The organism is Flavobacterium sp. U410, from assembly GCF_053570605.1.
The window spans coordinates 170817-189392 of sequence record NZ_JBSEFI010000002.1 but is presented as its reverse complement, the minus strand read 5'-3'; the positions used below and the strand labels follow the sequence as shown (position 1 = coordinate 189392).

16 protein-coding genes are annotated in these 18576 nt (G+C 31.1%); all 16 read right to left on the bottom strand.

Annotated features, from left to right (window positions below; translation table 11 throughout):
• Positions 1–68: 68 nt before the first annotated feature.
• The gene (locus ACUSJC_RS02485) at positions 69–2432 is read right to left on the bottom strand and encodes a GumC family protein (protein WP_449267967.1); all 2364 of its coding nucleotides are present in this window, start codon (positions 2430–2432) and stop codon (positions 69–71) included.
• A 5-nt stretch (positions 2433–2437) separates the two neighbouring features.
• The gene (locus tag ACUSJC_RS02480) at positions 2438–3190 is read right to left on the bottom strand and encodes a polysaccharide biosynthesis/export family protein (protein WP_449267966.1); all 753 of its coding nucleotides are present in this window, start codon (positions 3188–3190) and stop codon (positions 2438–2440) included.
• Between the two features lie 48 nt (positions 3191–3238).
• Entirely contained in the window at positions 3239–5218 is a 1980-nt protein-coding gene (locus ACUSJC_RS02475) for a polysaccharide biosynthesis protein (RefSeq protein ID WP_449267965.1), read from the bottom strand.
• Positions 5219–5292: 74 nt separating this feature from the next.
• Positions 5293–6435 (bottom strand): DegT/DnrJ/EryC1/StrS family aminotransferase, encoded by a 1143-nt coding sequence (locus tag ACUSJC_RS02470; RefSeq protein WP_449267964.1) that lies wholly within the window; start codon positions 6433–6435, stop codon positions 5293–5295.
• Positions 6432–6983, bottom strand: coding sequence for a sugar transferase (locus tag ACUSJC_RS02465; RefSeq protein ID WP_449267963.1), 552 nt, complete (start codon positions 6981–6983; stop codon positions 6432–6434). The genes ACUSJC_RS02470 and ACUSJC_RS02465 overlap by 4 nt, the downstream gene beginning before the upstream one ends.
• Before the next feature lies 1 nt (position 6984).
• Positions 6985–7641, bottom strand: a complete 657-nt coding sequence (locus ACUSJC_RS02460) for an acetyltransferase (protein ID WP_449267962.1) — start codon at positions 7639–7641, stop codon at positions 6985–6987.
• Positions 7641–8255, bottom strand: a complete 615-nt coding sequence (locus ACUSJC_RS02455; RefSeq protein WP_449267961.1) for a sugar transferase — start codon at positions 8253–8255, stop codon at positions 7641–7643. The genes ACUSJC_RS02460 and ACUSJC_RS02455 overlap by 1 nt, the downstream gene beginning before the upstream one ends.
• Positions 8248–9411: a glycosyltransferase family 4 protein gene (locus ACUSJC_RS02450; protein ID WP_449267960.1), complete on the bottom strand. Its 1164-nt coding sequence runs from the start codon at positions 9409–9411 to the stop codon at positions 8248–8250. Before ACUSJC_RS02450 ends, ACUSJC_RS02455 begins: the two co-directional genes overlap by 8 nt.
• Before the next feature lie 79 nt (positions 9412–9490).
• Positions 9491–10414 carry a glycosyltransferase family 2 protein gene (locus ACUSJC_RS02445; protein ID WP_449267959.1) on the bottom strand — a complete coding sequence of 308 codons (924 nt, stop codon included), beginning with the start codon at positions 10412–10414 and terminating at the stop codon, positions 9491–9493.
• Between the two features lies 1 nt (position 10415).
• The gene (locus ACUSJC_RS02440) at positions 10416–11438 is read right to left on the bottom strand and encodes an EpsG family protein (RefSeq protein ID WP_449267958.1); all 1023 of its coding nucleotides are present in this window, start codon (positions 11436–11438) and stop codon (positions 10416–10418) included.
• A 71-nt stretch (positions 11439–11509) separates the two neighbouring features.
• Entirely contained in the window at positions 11510–12622 is a 1113-nt protein-coding gene (locus ACUSJC_RS02435) for a glycosyltransferase family 4 protein (RefSeq protein ID WP_449267957.1), read from the bottom strand.
• Between the two features lie 4 nt (positions 12623–12626).
• Positions 12627–13592, bottom strand: a complete 966-nt coding sequence (locus ACUSJC_RS02430) for an acyltransferase family protein (RefSeq protein WP_449267956.1) — start codon at positions 13590–13592, stop codon at positions 12627–12629.
• A gap of 5 nt (positions 13593–13597) precedes the next feature.
• A complete protein-coding gene (locus ACUSJC_RS02425) occupies positions 13598–14587 on the bottom strand; it encodes a glycosyltransferase family 2 protein (protein WP_449267955.1) in 990 nt (329 codons plus the stop codon).
• Positions 14581–15711, bottom strand: coding sequence for a polysaccharide pyruvyl transferase family protein (locus tag ACUSJC_RS02420; protein ID WP_449267954.1), 1131 nt, complete (start codon positions 15709–15711; stop codon positions 14581–14583). The genes ACUSJC_RS02425 and ACUSJC_RS02420 overlap by 7 nt, the downstream gene beginning before the upstream one ends.
• Positions 15708–17036, bottom strand: a complete 1329-nt coding sequence (locus tag ACUSJC_RS02415; RefSeq protein WP_449267953.1) for a Coenzyme F420 hydrogenase/dehydrogenase, beta subunit C-terminal domain — start codon at positions 17034–17036, stop codon at positions 15708–15710. Before ACUSJC_RS02415 ends, ACUSJC_RS02420 begins: the two co-directional genes overlap by 4 nt.
• Positions 17036–18562, bottom strand: a complete 1527-nt coding sequence (locus ACUSJC_RS02410) for a lipopolysaccharide biosynthesis protein (RefSeq protein ID WP_449267952.1) — start codon at positions 18560–18562, stop codon at positions 17036–17038. Before ACUSJC_RS02410 ends, ACUSJC_RS02415 begins: the two co-directional genes overlap by 1 nt.
• Positions 18563–18576: the final 14 nt, after the last annotated feature.

Genomic DNA, 18576 nt, shown 5'->3' with positions numbered 1-18576 from the left:
CAAAAAAGATATTTTTACTTATTTATATAACTTTATCAGTCTTTCACAACAAAAGAGAAAGATTAATTTCACTTTTTACTTAAAAAGTTCCATCTCCTCTTTTTGTTTTCAGGCTTATAATATCCATAACTATACCCATAGCCATACCTTTTTCCTACCTCAACATCATTTAACAAAATGGACATATTAGGCAATTTCTTTTCATTATATAAATTAAGCGGGAAGTCAAGCATTCTTTTATCAAGATAATTTGCTCTTACTATATATATAAATGCATCTGCATGTTTTACTATTTCCAAAGTATCTGTCACTAAACTTAAAGGAGCTGTATCTACAATTATATAATCATAAATGCTTTTTACTTCTTTAAACATCCCTTCTACTTTGGAACTCATAAGTAATTCAGCAGGATTAGGAGGAATAATACCTGAAGGTAATATATCTAAATTCCTAACTTCTTTAGAAGAAATTATATATTCTGTAATCGATCTTTCCTCCCTATCCGTCAAGAAATTAGTAAACCCTTCCTCCGGCATATCAAAAAACTCATTTAATTTGGGGTTACGAATATCCATCCCCATCAGCAATATTTTTTTATCTGTATTTGCAATAATTGAGGATAAAAAAACCGAAATAAATGTTTTTCCTTCTTTAGGATAGGTCGATGTTATAAAAACAGTTCTTGCATTTCCTTCAACTACTCCATTAAGCAAAAAATTCAAATTTGTTCTCACAATCCTTAAAGCTTCTGCTGTCGGCGTTTTATAAAATACATCATTAGGCATATTAACCGAATCTAATTTAGGAATTTCTCCTAAGAAAGGTATTGGCAAGACACCTTCAATATCTAATCTTGATTTTACTTTTGTATTTAATAAGTCTAATAAATACACAATCATGAAAGGAATTAGCAACCCTAAAACCAGACTACCCATCAAAATCATACTTCTATTAGGGGAAACCTGTCCTGTGGATTTAGCTTCGTCAATTACTTTAGCATTAGGTTCTGTAACAGCAAGAGAAATTGCTGTTTCCTCTCGTTTTTGAAGTAAATACAAGTATAAAGCTTCCTTTATATGTTGCTTCCTGTCTATGTCTTTAAAAATCTTCTCTTGAGTCGGAATCTGAGAGATTCTTCCATTCAAAATTGCACTTTGACGTTTAACATCTCTTAATTGGATATTCAAACTTGTTTCTAATTGCTTTAAACTAACAACTAAATTTTGCTTTAAGGATTCTATTTCTTTCTCCAAAGATAACACTACAGCATTCTGTTCTCCTGCAGTTTTTACAAATTTATTTCTCTTTAACACTAAAAGATTAAACTCTTCTATCAATTTAGATGCTCCTTCTTCTACAGGAATAATATTAGAAGGCATCAAATTAAACTGCTCATTATCCATTGCAAAGTCAAGCATTGTTTTTGTTACTTTAATTTGCGTTTCAACTTCTACTCTTTTTTTCTCTGCTTCACTTGTATTTTCTAAAAACAGTCCTGCTTCTGAGACAATATCTGTTACATGATTTTTTCTTTTGAAAACCTCAACTTCCTCTTCTACATCTTTTAATTCCTCTGAAATAATGTCTAATCTATTTTCGATAAATTTAGCGGTATTTTCTGCAACGAACTTCTTATCTTCAATAGCATCTTTATTATAATTAATTACTAATCCGTTCAAAAAATCTTCTGCCCTTACTTTTACCTGATCTATAATACTTAATTCTATTACGCTTGTGTTTTTACTCAAAACGGAAGCATTAAGCTTGGCTTTGAATCGCTCTGCAACTAAACTTACCGGAAGAATTTGTATTCCTATATTATACTCTTTAGAAGTAACAAACAATTCATTCTTAACGATAATCGCTTTGTTTTTACCTAAAGAAAAAGGCATGTCGTATTTGTAAGTTCCTATCAGTTCATCAGACGCTGTATACAAATTAAAACTATCTGCTGAAGAATTTTTAAACTTATAATAATAAGATGTTGATACAAACTCATCACTTGTTTCTACAAACAAAATTTTTATAGGCGAAATCTTATACAGTTCTTCCGATCTGACTCTCCCTAAATTAAAATATAAATAATTCAATTCCAACTCTTTAATTGTTTCCTGAATTATCCCTCTGGATTTTATTACTTCAACTTCATTGTCAACATTATTCTTTATATTAGACAATATATCTAAATCTGAAAAAGCAGAAAGTTCAGAATATATACTTCCTTTTCGATCATCTTTAACCAAAATAGTCGCCACAGCTCGATACTGAGGAATAGTATATCTTAAATAGACATACGCCATCAACATAGCCATTGTAACTCCAAAAAGAAACCATTTCCAATTCTTTACATATTTAAGTAACTCTTCTTTAAGATTAAAATTTGAGTTATTCCCTAGAGTGGTCGTTATTCTATGTTGATTTTGATCTTGCATATATATTATCTCGTTGCCAGGGCTATTATTGTAACTATTAAAGAAAGTGCTGAAATTCCAACAGTTATATTTGGTCCTATTGCTGAAGAATTTACTTTGGTCTTATTAGGCTCAACGTAAATTACATCATTCTGTGTTAAATAATAATAAGGAGAATTAAAGTCTAATTTTGTTAAATCTATTCTATATATTTTTTTAGTTCCTTTTTCTTCTCTTATTAGTAACACATTATCTCGCCTTCCATAAATAGTTAAATCTCCAGCTTTCCCTATTGCTTCTAAAATTGTGATTCTTTCTCCTGATATATTAAATGCTCCGGGATTATTAACTTCCCCCAAAACAGAAACTTTAAAATTCAGTATTCTTAAATTGATTATGGCATCCTTAACATGATTCTCTAATGCTTTTTGTATTTCCAAAACCGCTTTTTCTTTTGTCAATCCTGCTAATTTAATTTTACCTACAAAAGGGAAGTCGATATAACCTTCTCTATCTACAAGATATGTTTGTGTACGAGAAACCTGACTAGCTTCTTCTGAACTTCCTTGCAAGCTAAGACTTTTCAAATTATAAGGTTCTGCTACAGCCGGGTCTTCTGACAAAACGACAATTAACAAAATATCGTCCGGTTTTAAATATGTTTCAAAATTAAGCTCCCCACCGGCACTTGAATCATTTTGCAGATACACAATTTTCTCTCGTGATGCACAAGACAATAAAAAAGTTGCTACTAAGAATAATATATAAAATTTACGCATAATAATCGTCCAATAGTTTTTTATCTAAATAGAATTCTCCTATTTATATTAAAAATAATCTTTTTTATCTAATACTTCGTGTATTGAATTCAAACTCTTAAATTCAGGAACCATTCTTTTCATGATTAGAACAGCTTGTTCAATATCCATTTTTGAAATCGCTTTTTCTAGCAACTCTATTCCTGCTTTTATCTCTTCAAATTTCTCATCTTTTGACTCAATAGCTATCATTATTTTTTCATGATAGGTTGGTAGCGTTTTGGATTTATCATTTAAAAGTTCTTCATACAATTTCTCTCCCGGTCTTAATCCAATGATATTAATATCAATATCTTGCCCTGGAACAAACCCTGCCAGACGAATCATTTTCTTTGCTAAATCTATAATTTTCACTGGCTTACCCATATCAAAAAGATAGATTTCACCTCCATTTCCCATCGCTCCGGCTTCCAACACCAATTGACATGCTTCTGAGATCGTCATGAAATATCTAATGATATCAGGATGAGTTACTGTTACCGGACCTCCTTCTTCAATTTGCTTTGTAAAGAGTGGAACAACAGAACCATTAGACCCCAAAACATTTCCAAAACGAGTTGTTATAAATCTTGTACAAGATACATTATTATGAATAGCATCAAAACAACGGGACTGCACATATATTTCAGCAATTCTTTTACTTGCCCCCATTATACTGCTTGGGTTAACAGCTTTATCTGTAGAAATCATAACAAAACGTTCCACTGAATATTGAACTGCTAAATCTGCTAAATTTTTTGTCCCCAAAATATTAGTAACAATAGCCTGATACGGATTTTCTTCCATTAATGGGACATGTTTATATGCCGCTGCATGATAAATCACTTCTGGTCTATACGTTTTAAATATATACTCAAGGCATTTTTTATCTTTTATATCTCCTATCAAAGATATTATTTCTGTTTTTGTTTCAAACTTTGTTAAGATAAGATTTAATCGATAAAGAGGTGTTTCGGCTTGATCTAACAAAATAATTTTCTGCGGATTAAATGCAATGATCTGGTAAACAATTTCTTCTCCGATAGATCCCGCTGCTCCGGTAACCAACAAAACTTTATCTTTTAATTGTTCCTTTATCTTGACGTCGTTCTGTATAACAATAGGGCTGCGTTCTAATAAATCTTTAATCTGGAATTTTTTAATTTTCTCTGATAGCTTTTTTTGCTTATTCCAATCAGAAATTGTAGGAAGTGTTAAAATTTCATATCCATTTTCTAAACACTGTTCTACAATTTTCAATTTTTCTTCATTATCAATTGATTTATCAGAGATAATTATAGCATTTGCTTTTAAATCTTTAAGAACATCTGCTACATCACTATTTCCATTAGAAACTACAGGAACACCCAAAAGTTCTTTTCTGAGTTTTGAATCTTTTTGATCTATAAATCCGACTAAACAATACCTTTTAGGTATTTCCGTACTGAGCGCATTTGCCAAAGCAACAGAATTAGGGTTTACCCCATAGATAGCGACTCTTATAAAATTATCATGAGCGGTCAAAAGATATCTTTCAAAAACAAATTTTACAGCAATTCTAAACGCTAATAATAGAATAAAAGATACAATAAAATTAACCGCCAGTAAAGGAATCAGAAATACTTTGTTTCCATTAATAAAATAATGAAAGTAATTAAATGCTACTAAAATCACAAAAGCGGTAAAAGTAGCCTGCAACAATCTTAAAGCATCTTTAATCGTTGAATAACGAATAATTCCCGCATAAGTTCGGTAAACAAAAAAGCAAAATAAGTTTGTAAAAATAATGATTGCATACCTTTGTGTTATTGAAAACACATCATAATTACCAAAGGTTAAATTTGAAATTATCAAATGCGTAATTAGTATTGCTATAGCCAAAAGAACTATATCAATACAGATTATAATCCACCTAGGCAGATATCCTAAATTACGAAAATGGCGTTGAAAAAAATCAACAATTCTTTTAGGTAATTTATTTTTAAAGGTGTTAGGTTTTTCATTTAACACTTTTTAGGTTTCTTTTGAGATTTGGTTTACAAATGTATTAAAAAAAAAAGGTTATAAGGAAACTTATTCAAGAGTTATTTCGAATTAAAAATGCTCAAAATAACTTTAGCAACTCTATCTAGCTCCGTTTGAGACAAATTGGATCCGGAGGGCAAACAAAGTCCTTCTGAAAACAGACTTTCACAGACTCCTTTTCCATAAAATGGGTAGCTTTGAAAAACAGGTTGTAAATGCATAGGTTTCCAAAGTGGACGAGATTCTATATTCTCTTCTTCTAAGGCTAAACGTAATGTTTCTCTATTAATTCCACAAACTTGCTCATGAATTACAATAGCAGTCAACCAATGGTTTGAAAAAAAATCTTCATTAGGCTCTGATAAGACTTCTACTCCTTCAATTTTTGCAAATATATCCTTGTAAAACTGATTTACATTTCTTCTTTGTTTTACTCTCTCATCAAGAACTTTCATTTGTCCTCTACCTATTCCGGCACAAACATTACTCAATCTATAATTATAACCTATTTCAGAATGTTGATAGTGAGGAGCATTATCCCGAGCCTGCGTAGCAAAAAAAACAGCTTTTTCTTTTAACTTTTGATCATGCGAAACCAATGCGCCGCCTCCCGAAGTCGTTATAATTTTATTTCCGTTAAAAGATAAAACTCCTATATCTCCGAAAGTTCCGCATTTTTTACCTTTATAAAAGCTTCCTAAAGCTTCCGCACTATCTTCCAAAAGAGGAATTTCATATTTATCAGCAATAGCCCTTATTTCATCTACTTTAAAAGGCATACCGTAAAGGTGTACTGCTATAATTGCTTTAGGTTTATTCCCTTGGACCATTCTATCAACAATTGCTTCTTCTAAAGCAACAGGACAAATATTCCAAGTATCAGGTTCGCTATCCACAAAAACAGGAGTAGCTCCTTGATATGCAATAGGATTGGCAGAAGCCGAAAAAGTCATACTTTGACAAATCACCTCATCTCCTGATGTTACTCCTAACAAGATTAGTCCTAAATGTATGGCAGCAGTTCCTGAACTCAATGCTGCTACATGTATATTTTCTCCTAAATACGTTTCTAAATCTTGTTCAAAACCATTTACATTTGGTCCTAAAGGTGCTATCCAATTTGCATCAAAAGCTTCTTTTACAAATGTTTGTTCCTTTCCTCCCATATGTGGAGAAGAAAGCCATATTTTTGAGGCTATCATATTATTTTTTGTATTGTCTTAATTATAATTTTAAAATCTTCGGTTAAGCTTTGTTTATAATAATATTCCAGATTCATTTTTATTTTATCCGGAAAAATGATTTCATCATTATACTGCAAAGGGTTTTCTTGCTTACTCAATAATAATTCCTCATCTGCATATTTTAGACTTGCTTCACAAGTTAATCCCGGCTTAAGTTCTAAAATCTTTCTGGATTCTCCGATTAATCTATCATAATATCCCGGAATATCAGGACGTGGTCCAACTATACTCATGTTTCCTATCAGAACATTTAACAATTGAGGAAGTTCATCTAACTTTGATTTCCTGAAAAAGGAACCTATTTTACTAATCTTTCCGGTTTGTTTATGAATCGTTCTTAACTTATAAATAGTGAATAGCCTTCCATATTGTCCTACTCTTTTCTGAGTAAAAATACCACTTGATTTAGTATCAAAAGCTGCAATTACTGTTGATGTAATGATTATTCCTCCTAAAACAATCAATCCAAATAAAGCCGACACTAAATCAAACGTTCTTTTCTTCATTCTAATCGTTATGAAATTTTATAGGCTTGGCCGGAATTCCCACAGCTGTACAATTTTCCGGCAATGACTTAGCAACAACTGCTCCTGCTCCAACAATAGTATTTTGTCCTATTGTTAGCTGATTTATTATTTTTGTCCCTGTACCAACATAAACGGCTTCTTCAATCAGCACTTCTCCTGAAATATTAACTGAAGGCATAAAAGAAGAATATGAATTTATTTTAGTATCGTGCCCCACAGTACACATTAAATTTAAAATCACAAAATCTTTAATTTCAATATTACAAGTTATAATAGTTCCTCCACAGATAATATTTCCCATTCCTATTTTTACATCGTCATTAGAAATTAAAACAGAAGGATGAATAATATTAGGATAAGACAGTTTGCTATTATTTTTTATATTCTTTATTATTTTTCTTTTAACAAGAGGATCGCCAATAGCCACTACTACATGTAAAGGCTCTGAAAAATTATTCAAATCTTCGATTCCTCCTAAAACGGGAAAACCATTTATAATTTTTCCTTTTTCAAAACCATCGTCAAAAAAGCCTATAAATTGATAGACCTCGTTGGGTTGCTTATCATTTATAGTATCAATTACTGTTTTAACTTCTCGTCCAAAACCTCCGGCTCCGATAATAACTATTTTTTCCATTATTTTGTATCAATGTTCCCTTTAAAATATTCCATTGTTGCTTGACCTTCTTGTGAAATCCCTTCTCTTTTCAACACTTTTTTGAGTGTAAAAATGATAATTTTTATGTCTAAGATAAAACTTAAATTGTCAACATATTCTACATCATACTCAAATTTTTCTTTCCAGCTAATTGCATTTCTTCCGTTTATTTGCGCCAAACCTGTTATTCCTGGTCTCACTTCATGTCTTCTTTTCTGATTTTCATCATATAAAGGCAAATATTGTACTAAAAGCGGACGTGGTCCTATGATACTCATATCTCCTTTTATTACATTTAACAATTGAGGAATTTCGTCTAATGATGTTTTTCTCACAAATTGCCCTACTCTTGTTAATCGATCGGCATCCGGTAAAAGATTCCCTTCTTTATCTTTTTTATCGTTCATTGTTTTGAACTTGATAATCTTAAATATCTTTTCGTTTCTTCCTGGTCTAAGTTGAAAAAAGAACGGCTTTCCCTGATTTGCAAATATCAAAAAGACTGTAACTACACTAAATATAGGCAATAGGAGCATAAAACCAATTACTGCTAATATAAAATCTAATATTCTCTTTATATATTTTTTATACATTTCTTCTCTGTTCTTTATATTCATTTAGAATAGCTTGCCAAACCAATTGCTGATCATATCTTTCAAGAATCATTTTTCTTGAATTATTTTTAAGCTTTTCATAGTATTCTTTATCCGATATTATCTTACGCATTACTTCAAAGATTGCAATTGTATTTTTGACCGGAATGATTATTCCATTCTTATTTTCAACTATGATTTCATTACAACCATTAATATTGGTCACAATTGAAGGCAAGTTCATAGCTCCTGCCTGCATCACAACATTAGGGAAGCCTTCTCGGTAGCTTGGAAAAACTAAAGCGTTACTAATTGAAAAATATGGCCTTACGTCTTTTTGAAACCCTACAGCAATTATTTTTGGATTGTTGTTTATTTCAAGTATTGTCTCAGGAAGTAAAGGATCTAATTCCATTTCAAAGTCTCCGACTAAAAGTAATTTTGTGTTTGTGTACCCTTTAGTAAAATCGGAAAAAGCTTTTGTCAGTTCATTTATTCCTTTGTCTTTTACCAAACGTCCTACATATATAAAAACAAAATCTTGTTCTTCTATTGCCAGCTTTTCCTTTAAAATTACTTTTTCTTGTTGGGATATGTTCTCATGTTTAAAATACTCTGTTTTAATTCCGTTAGAACTTCCATTGCCCAGTACTTTTAACTTAGAGGAAGAAGTAAACTTCTCTGCTAAAATAAAATCATACAAACCTTTAGAATTAGGATATACTTTAGTTGCACAAAAATAAGTTAACTTCTCTACAAAATTCAGTATTCCTCTCTTTATTCCTCTTGCTTCCATAAGCGGCAAACCTGCTACAGTATGAAAACGCAAGGGAACTCCAGCTAATTTAGCAGCTAACATTCCGACTATACCTGCTTTAGGTGTATGTGTATGTACAATTTCCGGTTTCTCCTGTCTGAATATCTTATAAAGACGATATACTGCTATTATATCTTTTAAAGGTGTTATTTTGCGGGTCATTTCAACAGAAAGAAAACGAACATTCTCTTTTTCTGCAATCTCTTGTAGATATTGTATATCAGAGGAGATCGCAATAACCTCATAAAACTGATTCATATAACCAAGCTGTCCTTCCAGTAACTTGTCAAGAGATACCGGGACTGTTGTAATACGAATGAGCTTTGTTTTCTTTGTCATTGTTTCGCTTTTTATCTTATTCTCCTGCCTTTTTCTATATATTTTTTATCTAAAAAAATACAATCATAAAAACACTCATTTATAAATTATTTCTACTTTCTTTAATGTATAACTGAATGGTGTCTTTCATATAATATAGAGCCCCTAAAAAGACTGTAAACAAAGATAAAAATTTATCACCTGATTTCTTATACGACATATAAAAGTCCTTAGTACAGAAAGCAAATCTCCAATAATTAATAGAAGCTCTAATTCTATACAAGAATGTATTCTTAGGATTTATTACAAGTTCAGAATATAAAAGTGTTGCATATTTAGGATATTTCCTTCTATTTCTAATTGAATTTGCAGACAATCCGTTCTTCTGGTATTCTGCAATATAAATTACTTTATTAAAAAATCTGAATAGATAACCCTCTGCAGCCATTCTATTCCAAATTATTGATTCTGCTACAAATCTTTCATTAGGAATTATTGGAAACTTAAATTTCTTAGAAATATCTGTCCGAACAATTTTAGCTAAATCTCCTTGTATTTTATATTTATTCCTACTTTCTATAACCGTAGACAGGAGTCCGTCGTTTCCTTTCAATCCAGTTCCTATCACATTCCTTTTTTCATCTTGCATCAGACCTACTATACCTACTATACGTTTATCCTCTTCTATGTTCTTTAGCTCTTGCAATATATTTTCTATAGAATCTGTAGGTAAATAATCATCGCTATCTACAATAAAAAACCATTCTCCCTGCGCTAAATCTAACCCCTTATTAATAGCTGTATGTTTACCGCCGTTTTGTTTTTTAAAATAACTCACACTGATTTTCTTGTCAGAGATAAATTCTTGAACAAGGTTTTCTGTTTCATCATTACTTCCATCGTCAACAATCAGCCATTCAAAATCCATACAACTTTGAGAAAGTAAGCTCTTGTATAATCTTTCTATAGTATAAGCTCTGTTGTAAGTAGGAGTGAATATGGTTACTTTATATTTATAGTCCATTCTATTTAAATTCTATAGCTAATGTAAACAACAAAGAGAAAAACAATACTATCCCCAAAAATAGATTTTGTTTAGGCACTAAGTATTTATCTTTCAGGATTGGATAACATAATAAAATTGGCATAATAAACCATGACAAGAAAGCCGTTCTATTTGTAAAAGCTCCATAGATTACAACTAACCAAGCCGTATTTGCTATTAGATAAAAGTTCAGCAAATGCTCATATAATTTATCATTGAAATTCTTTTTATAAATGTAATAGTATCCTAACATAATAGGTATTGCACTATAAATCACAAAATCAATACGGTATCTTCTTTCTACCAAATTCCCTTCAATTTCACTTTCAAACATATTGCTTACCCTTTGATCATCATTTAATCCGACACTTATTAGGATATCTGTAATTACACCCTCAAACTGTCTTCCTATAAAAAATGATAAAACAGCAACAAATAACCAGATTTTAATGTATGTTTTGGTATCTGTATAATAACTTGCTATAAAATATGCTATAAAAGGTAAAATCATTGATTTATGCATGCTTATAGCTATAAGCATTAATAGTATTTGTATCTTTTTTTGTTTATTGAAGTTTAATGCAAAAATAAAGAAGGAAACTCCAATTCCATTCCGTAGACCATTAATCCCAAAACTCCAAAAAGACATGGAAACTACATAAGATACTAAGGCAAAAAAGGCATATTTTCCAAACCATTTTTTGAATGTATAAAATGTAGGGATCACATAAAGAAAAGCGCAAAAAAAGTAGAACACATTTACAGAAGCAAATTGGGCAAAAAACTTCATCATGGCATAAAACCCTAAGTCTTTAAGATCGTATACACTCACCTCGTCTATTTTTTCAAATGTTCTTGTGTAAGTAATAGTATCTCCTAAAAATATTGAACTTGCGTAAGGTTCTCTTAAACCTATAAAACCTATACATATCAACAATATTAGAAATGTTCCCGTTAAAAGATTTATTTTAGGAAACTGATCTAGAGTTTGTTTAAAAAACAAAGGCAAAATACTTAATAGCACTACTGCACTAAGTAAAAAATAATACGCTTTTGAATAAAGTTCGACTGGTATCAATGCTGTAAAAGTTGATGTAATTTTTTAGTATATTTTTCCCAAGTATATTGCGCCTCAACTCTTTTCCTTGCTTTTTCAGATTCGCGTAATAGTATCTCTGGATACTGAATAATTTCCTGTAAAATACTACTTAAGTTTTCTTCGTTATCCTGTTCTATCAACCAACCTCCATTCTCCGGTTCTATAGCGTCCGGTATTCCTCCTGTTCTAGTTCCTATCGCAGGAAGTCCGCAAGCTTGAGCTTCTAAAAAAACTAAACCAAAACCTTCTACCTGAGTAGATGTTTCTTGTTCTCTTGTACAGAGAATAAAGACATTGTTTTCTGAATAGAAAGACGGAAGTTCTTCATCGGGTATAAAACCGTGAAACGTGACTTGCTTTTCTATTTTTAGTTCTTGAACTTTTTGTTTTAATCCTTCCAGATATTCTCCTGTACCTCCTATATTCCAGTGAATCTTATTTTTTAAATGATCCGGAAGATTCGCTATAGTTTGAGCGATAAAATCATGACCTTTAAATTTTAGAACCCGAGAGACTGTACAAATTCTCAACAAACCGTCACCATTAACCGTTTTATGTTTTGGATGGAAAAAATCAGGATTAACAGCTAAAGACAACGCTTCTGTTCTTATTTTTTTATTTATTTTTTGTATAAGCTGTTCTGTATAATGGCTGTTAGCAATACACAGTTTAGCTCTTTTGAGTATCCATTTTGCATAAACCGGCAACCAAAAGTATTTTCGAAGTTTACTCGTTCCAAACAAAAATTCTGTTCCGTGTCCTAGAATAAAGACATTTCTAAATCCTGCCAAATAACTTATCGTAGCCTCAGGATGCCAAAGACCACAAATAACGTCTGTTTTTCTTTTTTCTTTCCTAAAAAATAAATATAGAAAAATACTTATTTCACATAAAATCCTTTTATTAGAGAACCGAATAACTTCAACATTTTCAAAGTTGTAACTCCTATTATCACTTGCGTTTTCTAATGTTATAACTTTTACCGACTCGTAATATTCTTGCATTCCTACAGCAACTTCACTGCACAGACGAGCAATACCTCCATTGGAAGGTGGATAATCATACGATATTATTAATAAGTTTTTCATAGACTTATGACCTGCCTGCAATAATAGGGAGAAATCGATTAATAAGCAAAATAGGAAGCACTAACAATACACAAATGAGTATTGATGTTAAATATGGATCATAGAGGTGAAACCATTGGTTTTCTAAACTTTTGCTAACAATACTGAATTTTATATGCAAACACATTATTAATAATGAATTGACTCCTAAAAAATTAATAAAAATTTCTTTCTTGAAAATCCTAGAAAAATATAAAAATCCTAAAATCAAAAGAGAACCTGCTATATAAAAAACTATAGAGTTTCCTATTATATTAATCCTAACATCTGGTGTTTGAGTATTGAAAAAAGCAATATATCCTCCGATAGTGATGAGTATAATTGTTGCTACTATATTATTGAACTTATCCAGATAATAATAGTATTTCTTTATTACTGTTCCCAACCAGAAAAAGGGAAGCAGTAAAAAACCTGAATTTAGATGATATGGCAGAAATAAGTCGTCATCGTTAGAAAAATAAAGAAAAAATAAAAACACAAAAGTGAGAATCCATTTTTTATTGTAGATATCAAAAGTCGTATATAACAATGTCATGATAAATATACAAGGTAAATACCACAAAACAACATTCCAACTGAGATACTGTCCGTTAGATATTCCTGATAAAGTTCCGAACACCAGATCAAAAACACCTACAAATATTTCTCCGTTCGCATTTCGGTACACAAAATAAGTCAAAAAGCTAAAGAACAAATAAGGTATTAGTATTCGCTTTCCTCTTTTTAATATAAAATTCTGAATGGTATCTTTCTTATAGAAAAACCCAGAAACAAAAAAAAACAGTGGCATGTGGAAACTATAAATAAAATGCATTACGTTAGTATTTAAATCTCCCATGTGACCTAATACCACTAAATAGATCCCTATTCCTTTAAAAAAATTAAACTCCGGATAAACCGGATGAGATTGTTGGGTTAATTTATGCTGCATGGCTTTTATTTAAAATGCTTTGCTAGTGTATATTTAATTATAATTCGGCTCAATGTCATATAATTTCTCAATAGAAAGAAATCAAATATCTTTCTTCCTTTTGAACTTATTTTTGAAACTCTTTTATAAATTTTCCAATCTTCTTCAGTTAGTTCATCAAGATATTTTTGTTCTTCTCCTTTTTTAAGGATAAAAACGGAATTAATGTACATGTGAAGGTATATTTTAAAATTCACAAATAGTATACTATATTCTGATTTCTGGTAATCTATTTTAAATTGTTCTTTCAAAATAAATTTAAAATGACGATAAGGCTTTAAATATTCTTCAGGCTCTAGTAGTCTGTTCGTAAGAGAACCTTTGTGAATAAAATAATGGTAATTGATTATATCAGAAAACAAAATATCTCCTTTACTATGAGCAATATAATCCATAATAAAGAGTTTGTCTTCATTATAGGTAAATTTTTCATTAAATCTTAATCCGTTCTTAACAATTATATCTCTTTTAAATAGTTTTGCTACCGGATTTCCATTTAATGTAATTTCATGCTTCACAGCTATTTTTTCTACTTCGCTGACATTGACTTTCTCTCTTGTAAAATTAGTTTTTGAAATCAGTGAACCGCTGTTTCTGTCAATTCTTTTTACTCCTTGAAATACCAGATCAATACCCTTTTCTACTTCTATGAATAATTGAGATAAATAATCTTCATTTATTTTATCATCTGAATCAACAAAAGAGATCCATTCTCCGCTTGCTTTTTCAATCCCTGCATTTCTGGCAATGCTTACTCCTTCATTTTTCTTGTCTATAACTTTAAACCGCTTATCTTGCTCTTCAAACTGTTTACAAATTTGTAACGAAGAATCTGTTGAACCGTCGTTAATCAGAATTACTTCAAAATCCCCGTAGGTTTGTTTTGAAACTGAATCCAGACACTCTTTCAGATAGCTTTCTACATTATAAACCGGTATAATTACAGATATTAGCATAATGTCTGTTTTAAAAAAGCATACGAATCTTTTCTTAATTCTTCCAAAGTACTATTTACTGCGCTGTAATCTATAGGTTGCTGTAAAATTTCGTCATTAAAAAGATTTACATCACGTATTAATCTGTCTTCCAAATTCAATTTTTTCAATAGCGAATAGAAACGAGAAGCTCCTCTTTCGTGATTGACAATAGTAATAAATGGTTTATTGAACAAAATGGAAAAAACGGTTCCGTGGAAAGAATCTGTAATTACAAAGTCTGCTTTATAAAAAGAAGCGAGCCAGCCTTCTATGGACGGATATACAAAATCTTCCAAATCTTCAGCCGATTCTGTATAAAAATCTTTTTTAGGTTGGTTTGTATACACTTTCATTCCCAGTGTATCAGAAACATGCTTAATCAAATCATTTTTTTGTTTCGCTTTATCTAGAACATACGTAAAAATCCCTTCTTTATTTTCAAAATCAGAAGCATGTACTATTTTTAAATAATCTTCTTGTTTGAGCAATAATGTCGGATCTAAAACATGTTCCGCATCAACATCTAAAAACTGTTGGCACAATGAAATTCCCGATTCTTCTCTTACAGAAACTGCATCAAATTGTTTTACCAGTTGTTTGCATCTTTTTTCCTGTTCTTCTGAAAATTCCCATTGATCTGTTCCGAAAGAAGTCGCATAGGCAATTTTTTTTATCTGACTTTCATCTTGTAAAAAGTCTAAGAAAAAGTTATAGATATCTGCTGATATACTTGGTCTCCAAGTTTGATCGCTTCCTATTACTACGTAATCATACTTTCCTTTTATAAATTTCTCCAATTGGTTCGTACTATGAATATCCGGAGAAACATTGATGTTTTTTTGTATGAAAGACTGAGCATTTCTACTGAACAAATTTTTCTCCTTCTTTGTATACTTTTTGTAGTGACACCCTTTTATTCTATTATACGTTTCATTTTTTATCCAGCTTAAAACTTTTCTAGGCAAAGAAGGCAAATTACCTAATCTATTTGCTGTAACGGATTGAATATTCAATTTTAATAATGCTTGCTGCAATGCAAAATTTTGAATTATTCCACCATAATTAACAAATAGTGGTTGTGTTAAGATTACAGCTTTTTTCATTTTCTTAAGATTAAATTTTTCAACTTTTTCATTCTGTGGTAGAAAAGGGTTGTTTCAACCAATTTCTTTCTATAAGGGGCTATTTTTTCTTCAAACTGTATTGCTTGTCTTTTCTCTTTCCATATCTCCAAGCTTAGCTTTCTCACATTCATTCTTTGTTTTTGTACCCTTTTAAAATAGAACGGAATCTTTACATAAAACCTTTCTCTTTTTTCCGGCACTAATTTCCCTGCTTTCTTAGTTTGATCTATTCTATGATATAATGCATCCTGACGATGACTAAAGCTTCCTTGCTGAGATCTTTTGAATTCATTTAAACTTAGCAGATCTGCTTTAAGAGTTTTGTTGGCAATTCCTTCTTGCATGATCTTTTCCGCTAATTCGGAACGCGTTACAACCACACTATTTCCCAGTCCGTCTAAAGAATAAGGATGTAACCAAGCATCTCCTAATGAAATATCGGCTAATTCTGTAGTTACATCATCACAAAAATCACATGCATTTGCCTTAAATAATCCGGATCCCCAAAGATCACCAACAGTAGCCACTTTTAGCTCATAAAACTTTTCTTGTTCGTCAAATGCTCCAAAAGAATAATCCGGAGCTGTCGATTTTTTATCTTTAATACGATATTCCTGAGAATGGTATGCTCCTTGAACACCCGCTTTTTGGACTAAAAAGTCAGTAAAAAAACGACTTTTAATTCCTCCGCAAATAATCCCGACTAAAAACGGAATTTTCTCTTTTAATTCCGGTTTATAATGCTGCTTTAAACGAATTGCCTTTATGAAACAAGCTACTCCGGATATGGCAATTTTTCCTTCTACTGAATCAATTTTCTGGAACAGTTCGGACAAAGTTACAGGAATATATCGTGTTTTTGATATTTTCTTGATACTCGACACATCAGAAAAAAAAGAGTATTGGTACCTTCCTTCTACTTCTGTTACTATGAATAAATGGTCTACAACTTTTAGTGTTAACAAGCGTTCAAAAACATAGGTCGCAAATCCTCCTGAAGAAGATGTTTCGCGATATTGCGGAACATATCCTACATAAATATTTTTATATTTCCCTATTCTTGCATCTTTTTCGGTAGCAGTATTTAAAAATTCCTCTGCTAATGTATCCTCATTTTTAACTTCTTCAGCAGGAAAAGGATTGAAAGGACAATATTGTATTGCATTTTGATCCAATTCTACTTGTGAATCAGGAACAAGAAATCCTTCCTCATCCCAAATCATCTTAGCAGATGGTGTTTGTGATATGCAGAGTCCACACCCTGTACACAATCCTGCTTCTACAATGTCTTTTATATTTTTCATTACTTTTTTCTGATTTTTTGAAGTATTATTGTTTTTATAAATGCTTTTTCAGACATTGTTATTCCTAAAAAATAAATAGCTCCGAAATTGACTATAACTACAATTGCTGCCTGAAGGAGGACAGCAAACAAATCGGAAATCCCTTGAAAAGCAAACTTAAGTCCAAATAAAATGACCAAAATCAATACTACTACTCCTATAATTTTCAATAAAACATCTTTTACAAAATGCGCAATATTAAATTTGATAATTTTCTTTAAAAAATATAATCTAAAATATAATGCAATACAAGATATTATAATACTTACCCAAAATACAATATCAGCATTGTTTGTTAAAAGCAACATAATATATGAAACCGGCAAATTCAGAAAAACCAGAATCCCTACGACAATTTGATATTGTCTTATTTTACCTGTAGCTTGTATTCCCATCATTATGGGATTGGATATTGTATCTAGTAAAGTATTACACAAGCATAAAAACACAAAACTCAAAGTATAGTCCGGCACATTTCCTAGCCAAAATTTAAGCCAAAATTCTACGTCATATAAAATCGGAGAGGTGATTAAAAGCATTGCAAAAAAAGAAAATTTTGCCCCTTTATTAACAAGCTCTATGGTTCTTTCCGGATTTCCTGCGGCATAACTTTTTACAATCTGCGGGTTTACTGCCATTTGAAAATTTCCAACAAAACTAACTAAAACCCCTTGTAAAGTTGATGTAATACCATAAGCGGCATTCACTATAGGACCGAAGAATAGATTTAGTATAATATTATTTCCTTGTATCCTTGCTACTGATGCAATGTTTCCAAATAAATTCCAACCTGAGTAATATGCCAGTTCTTTGTAAAAAGAAGAATCGTAATAAAAGGAATATTTTGTTTCTTCAAATTTCTTTTTGCAATAAATACGATAGAGCATTCTGATAATAAAAGATACGGTAAAGACAAGAAAAGAATATAAAATTAATTTGTCTGTATCATTAATTATCAGCAGTAAGTATATAATCAGTAATTTTAAAACAGTCTCCAAGATACTCATGTAGGCATAAACTTTCATGTGTTCTCTGGCTGTTAAAATGGCAGTATAAGGAATTTGTACAACTCCTAACAATAGCGTGAAAACTGAAAATTGGTAACACCACTGAACTGCAGTGGCTCTACTTTCCGGAAAATTTAATCTGCTATTCACAAACCATAATCCTAAAGTTTCCGATAAAAGCAGAATAACTACTGCAATTATAAAATGTATATTTACAGTAGCATTGAACGTTTTTTTGAGGTTCTCAAAATCCCCTTTTCCTATATCGAAAGCTAAATACCGTTGTGTTGCCGAAGTCATTGCAGCATTGAAGAAAGAAAAAACAGCGACAACTCCTCCTACCAGACTATAGATACCGTAATCAACCACACCAAGGGCATTGAGCACTATTCTTGAAGAAAATAGCCCAACCCCCATTGTCATCAACATTCTAAAATATAGAAAAAAGGTATTTTTTGCTATAGTCTTATTCTCAGACATCTACATCTTTTGAA

What these genes read in the sequence shown, in the direction of transcription:
- ACUSJC_RS02485 (WP_449267967.1), bottom strand. Translation starts at nt 2,432, where the DNA reads ATGCAAGATCAAAATCAACATAGAATAACGACCACTCTAGGGAATAAC.
- ACUSJC_RS02480 (WP_449267966.1), bottom strand. Translation starts at nt 3,190, where the DNA reads ATGCGTAAATTTTATATATTATTCTTAGTAGCAACTTTTTTATTGTCT.
- ACUSJC_RS02470 (WP_449267964.1), bottom strand. Translation starts at nt 6,435, where the DNA reads ATGATAGCCTCAAAAATATGGCTTTCTTCTCCACATATGGGAGGAAAG.
- ACUSJC_RS02465 (WP_449267963.1), bottom strand. Translation starts at nt 6,983, where the DNA reads ATGAAGAAAAGAACGTTTGATTTAGTGTCGGCTTTATTTGGATTGATT.
- ACUSJC_RS02460 (WP_449267962.1), bottom strand. Translation starts at nt 7,641, where the DNA reads ATGGAAAAAATAGTTATTATCGGAGCCGGAGGTTTTGGACGAGAAGTT.
- ACUSJC_RS02455 (WP_449267961.1), bottom strand. Translation starts at nt 8,255, where the DNA reads ATGTATAAAAAATATATAAAGAGAATATTAGATTTTATATTAGCAGTA.
- ACUSJC_RS02450 (WP_449267960.1), bottom strand. Translation starts at nt 9,411, where the DNA reads ATGACAAAGAAAACAAAGCTCATTCGTATTACAACAGTCCCGGTATCT.
- ACUSJC_RS02445 (WP_449267959.1), bottom strand. Translation starts at nt 10,414, where the DNA reads ATGGACTATAAATATAAAGTAACCATATTCACTCCTACTTACAACAGA.
- ACUSJC_RS02435 (WP_449267957.1), bottom strand. Translation starts at nt 12,622, where the DNA reads ATGAAAAACTTATTAATAATATCGTATGATTATCCACCTTCCAATGGA.
- ACUSJC_RS02430 (WP_449267956.1), bottom strand. Translation starts at nt 13,592, where the DNA reads ATGCAGCATAAATTAACCCAACAATCTCATCCGGTTTATCCGGAGTTT.
- ACUSJC_RS02425 (WP_449267955.1), bottom strand. Translation starts at nt 14,587, where the DNA reads ATGCTAATATCTGTAATTATACCGGTTTATAATGTAGAAAGCTATCTG.
- ACUSJC_RS02420 (WP_449267954.1), bottom strand. Translation starts at nt 15,711, where the DNA reads ATGAAAAAAGCTGTAATCTTAACACAACCACTATTTGTTAATTATGGT.
- ACUSJC_RS02415 (WP_449267953.1), bottom strand. Translation starts at nt 17,036, where the DNA reads ATGAAAAATATAAAAGACATTGTAGAAGCAGGATTGTGTACAGGGTGT.
- ACUSJC_RS02410 (WP_449267952.1), bottom strand. Translation starts at nt 18,562, where the DNA reads ATGTCTGAGAATAAGACTATAGCAAAAAATACCTTTTTTCTATATTTT.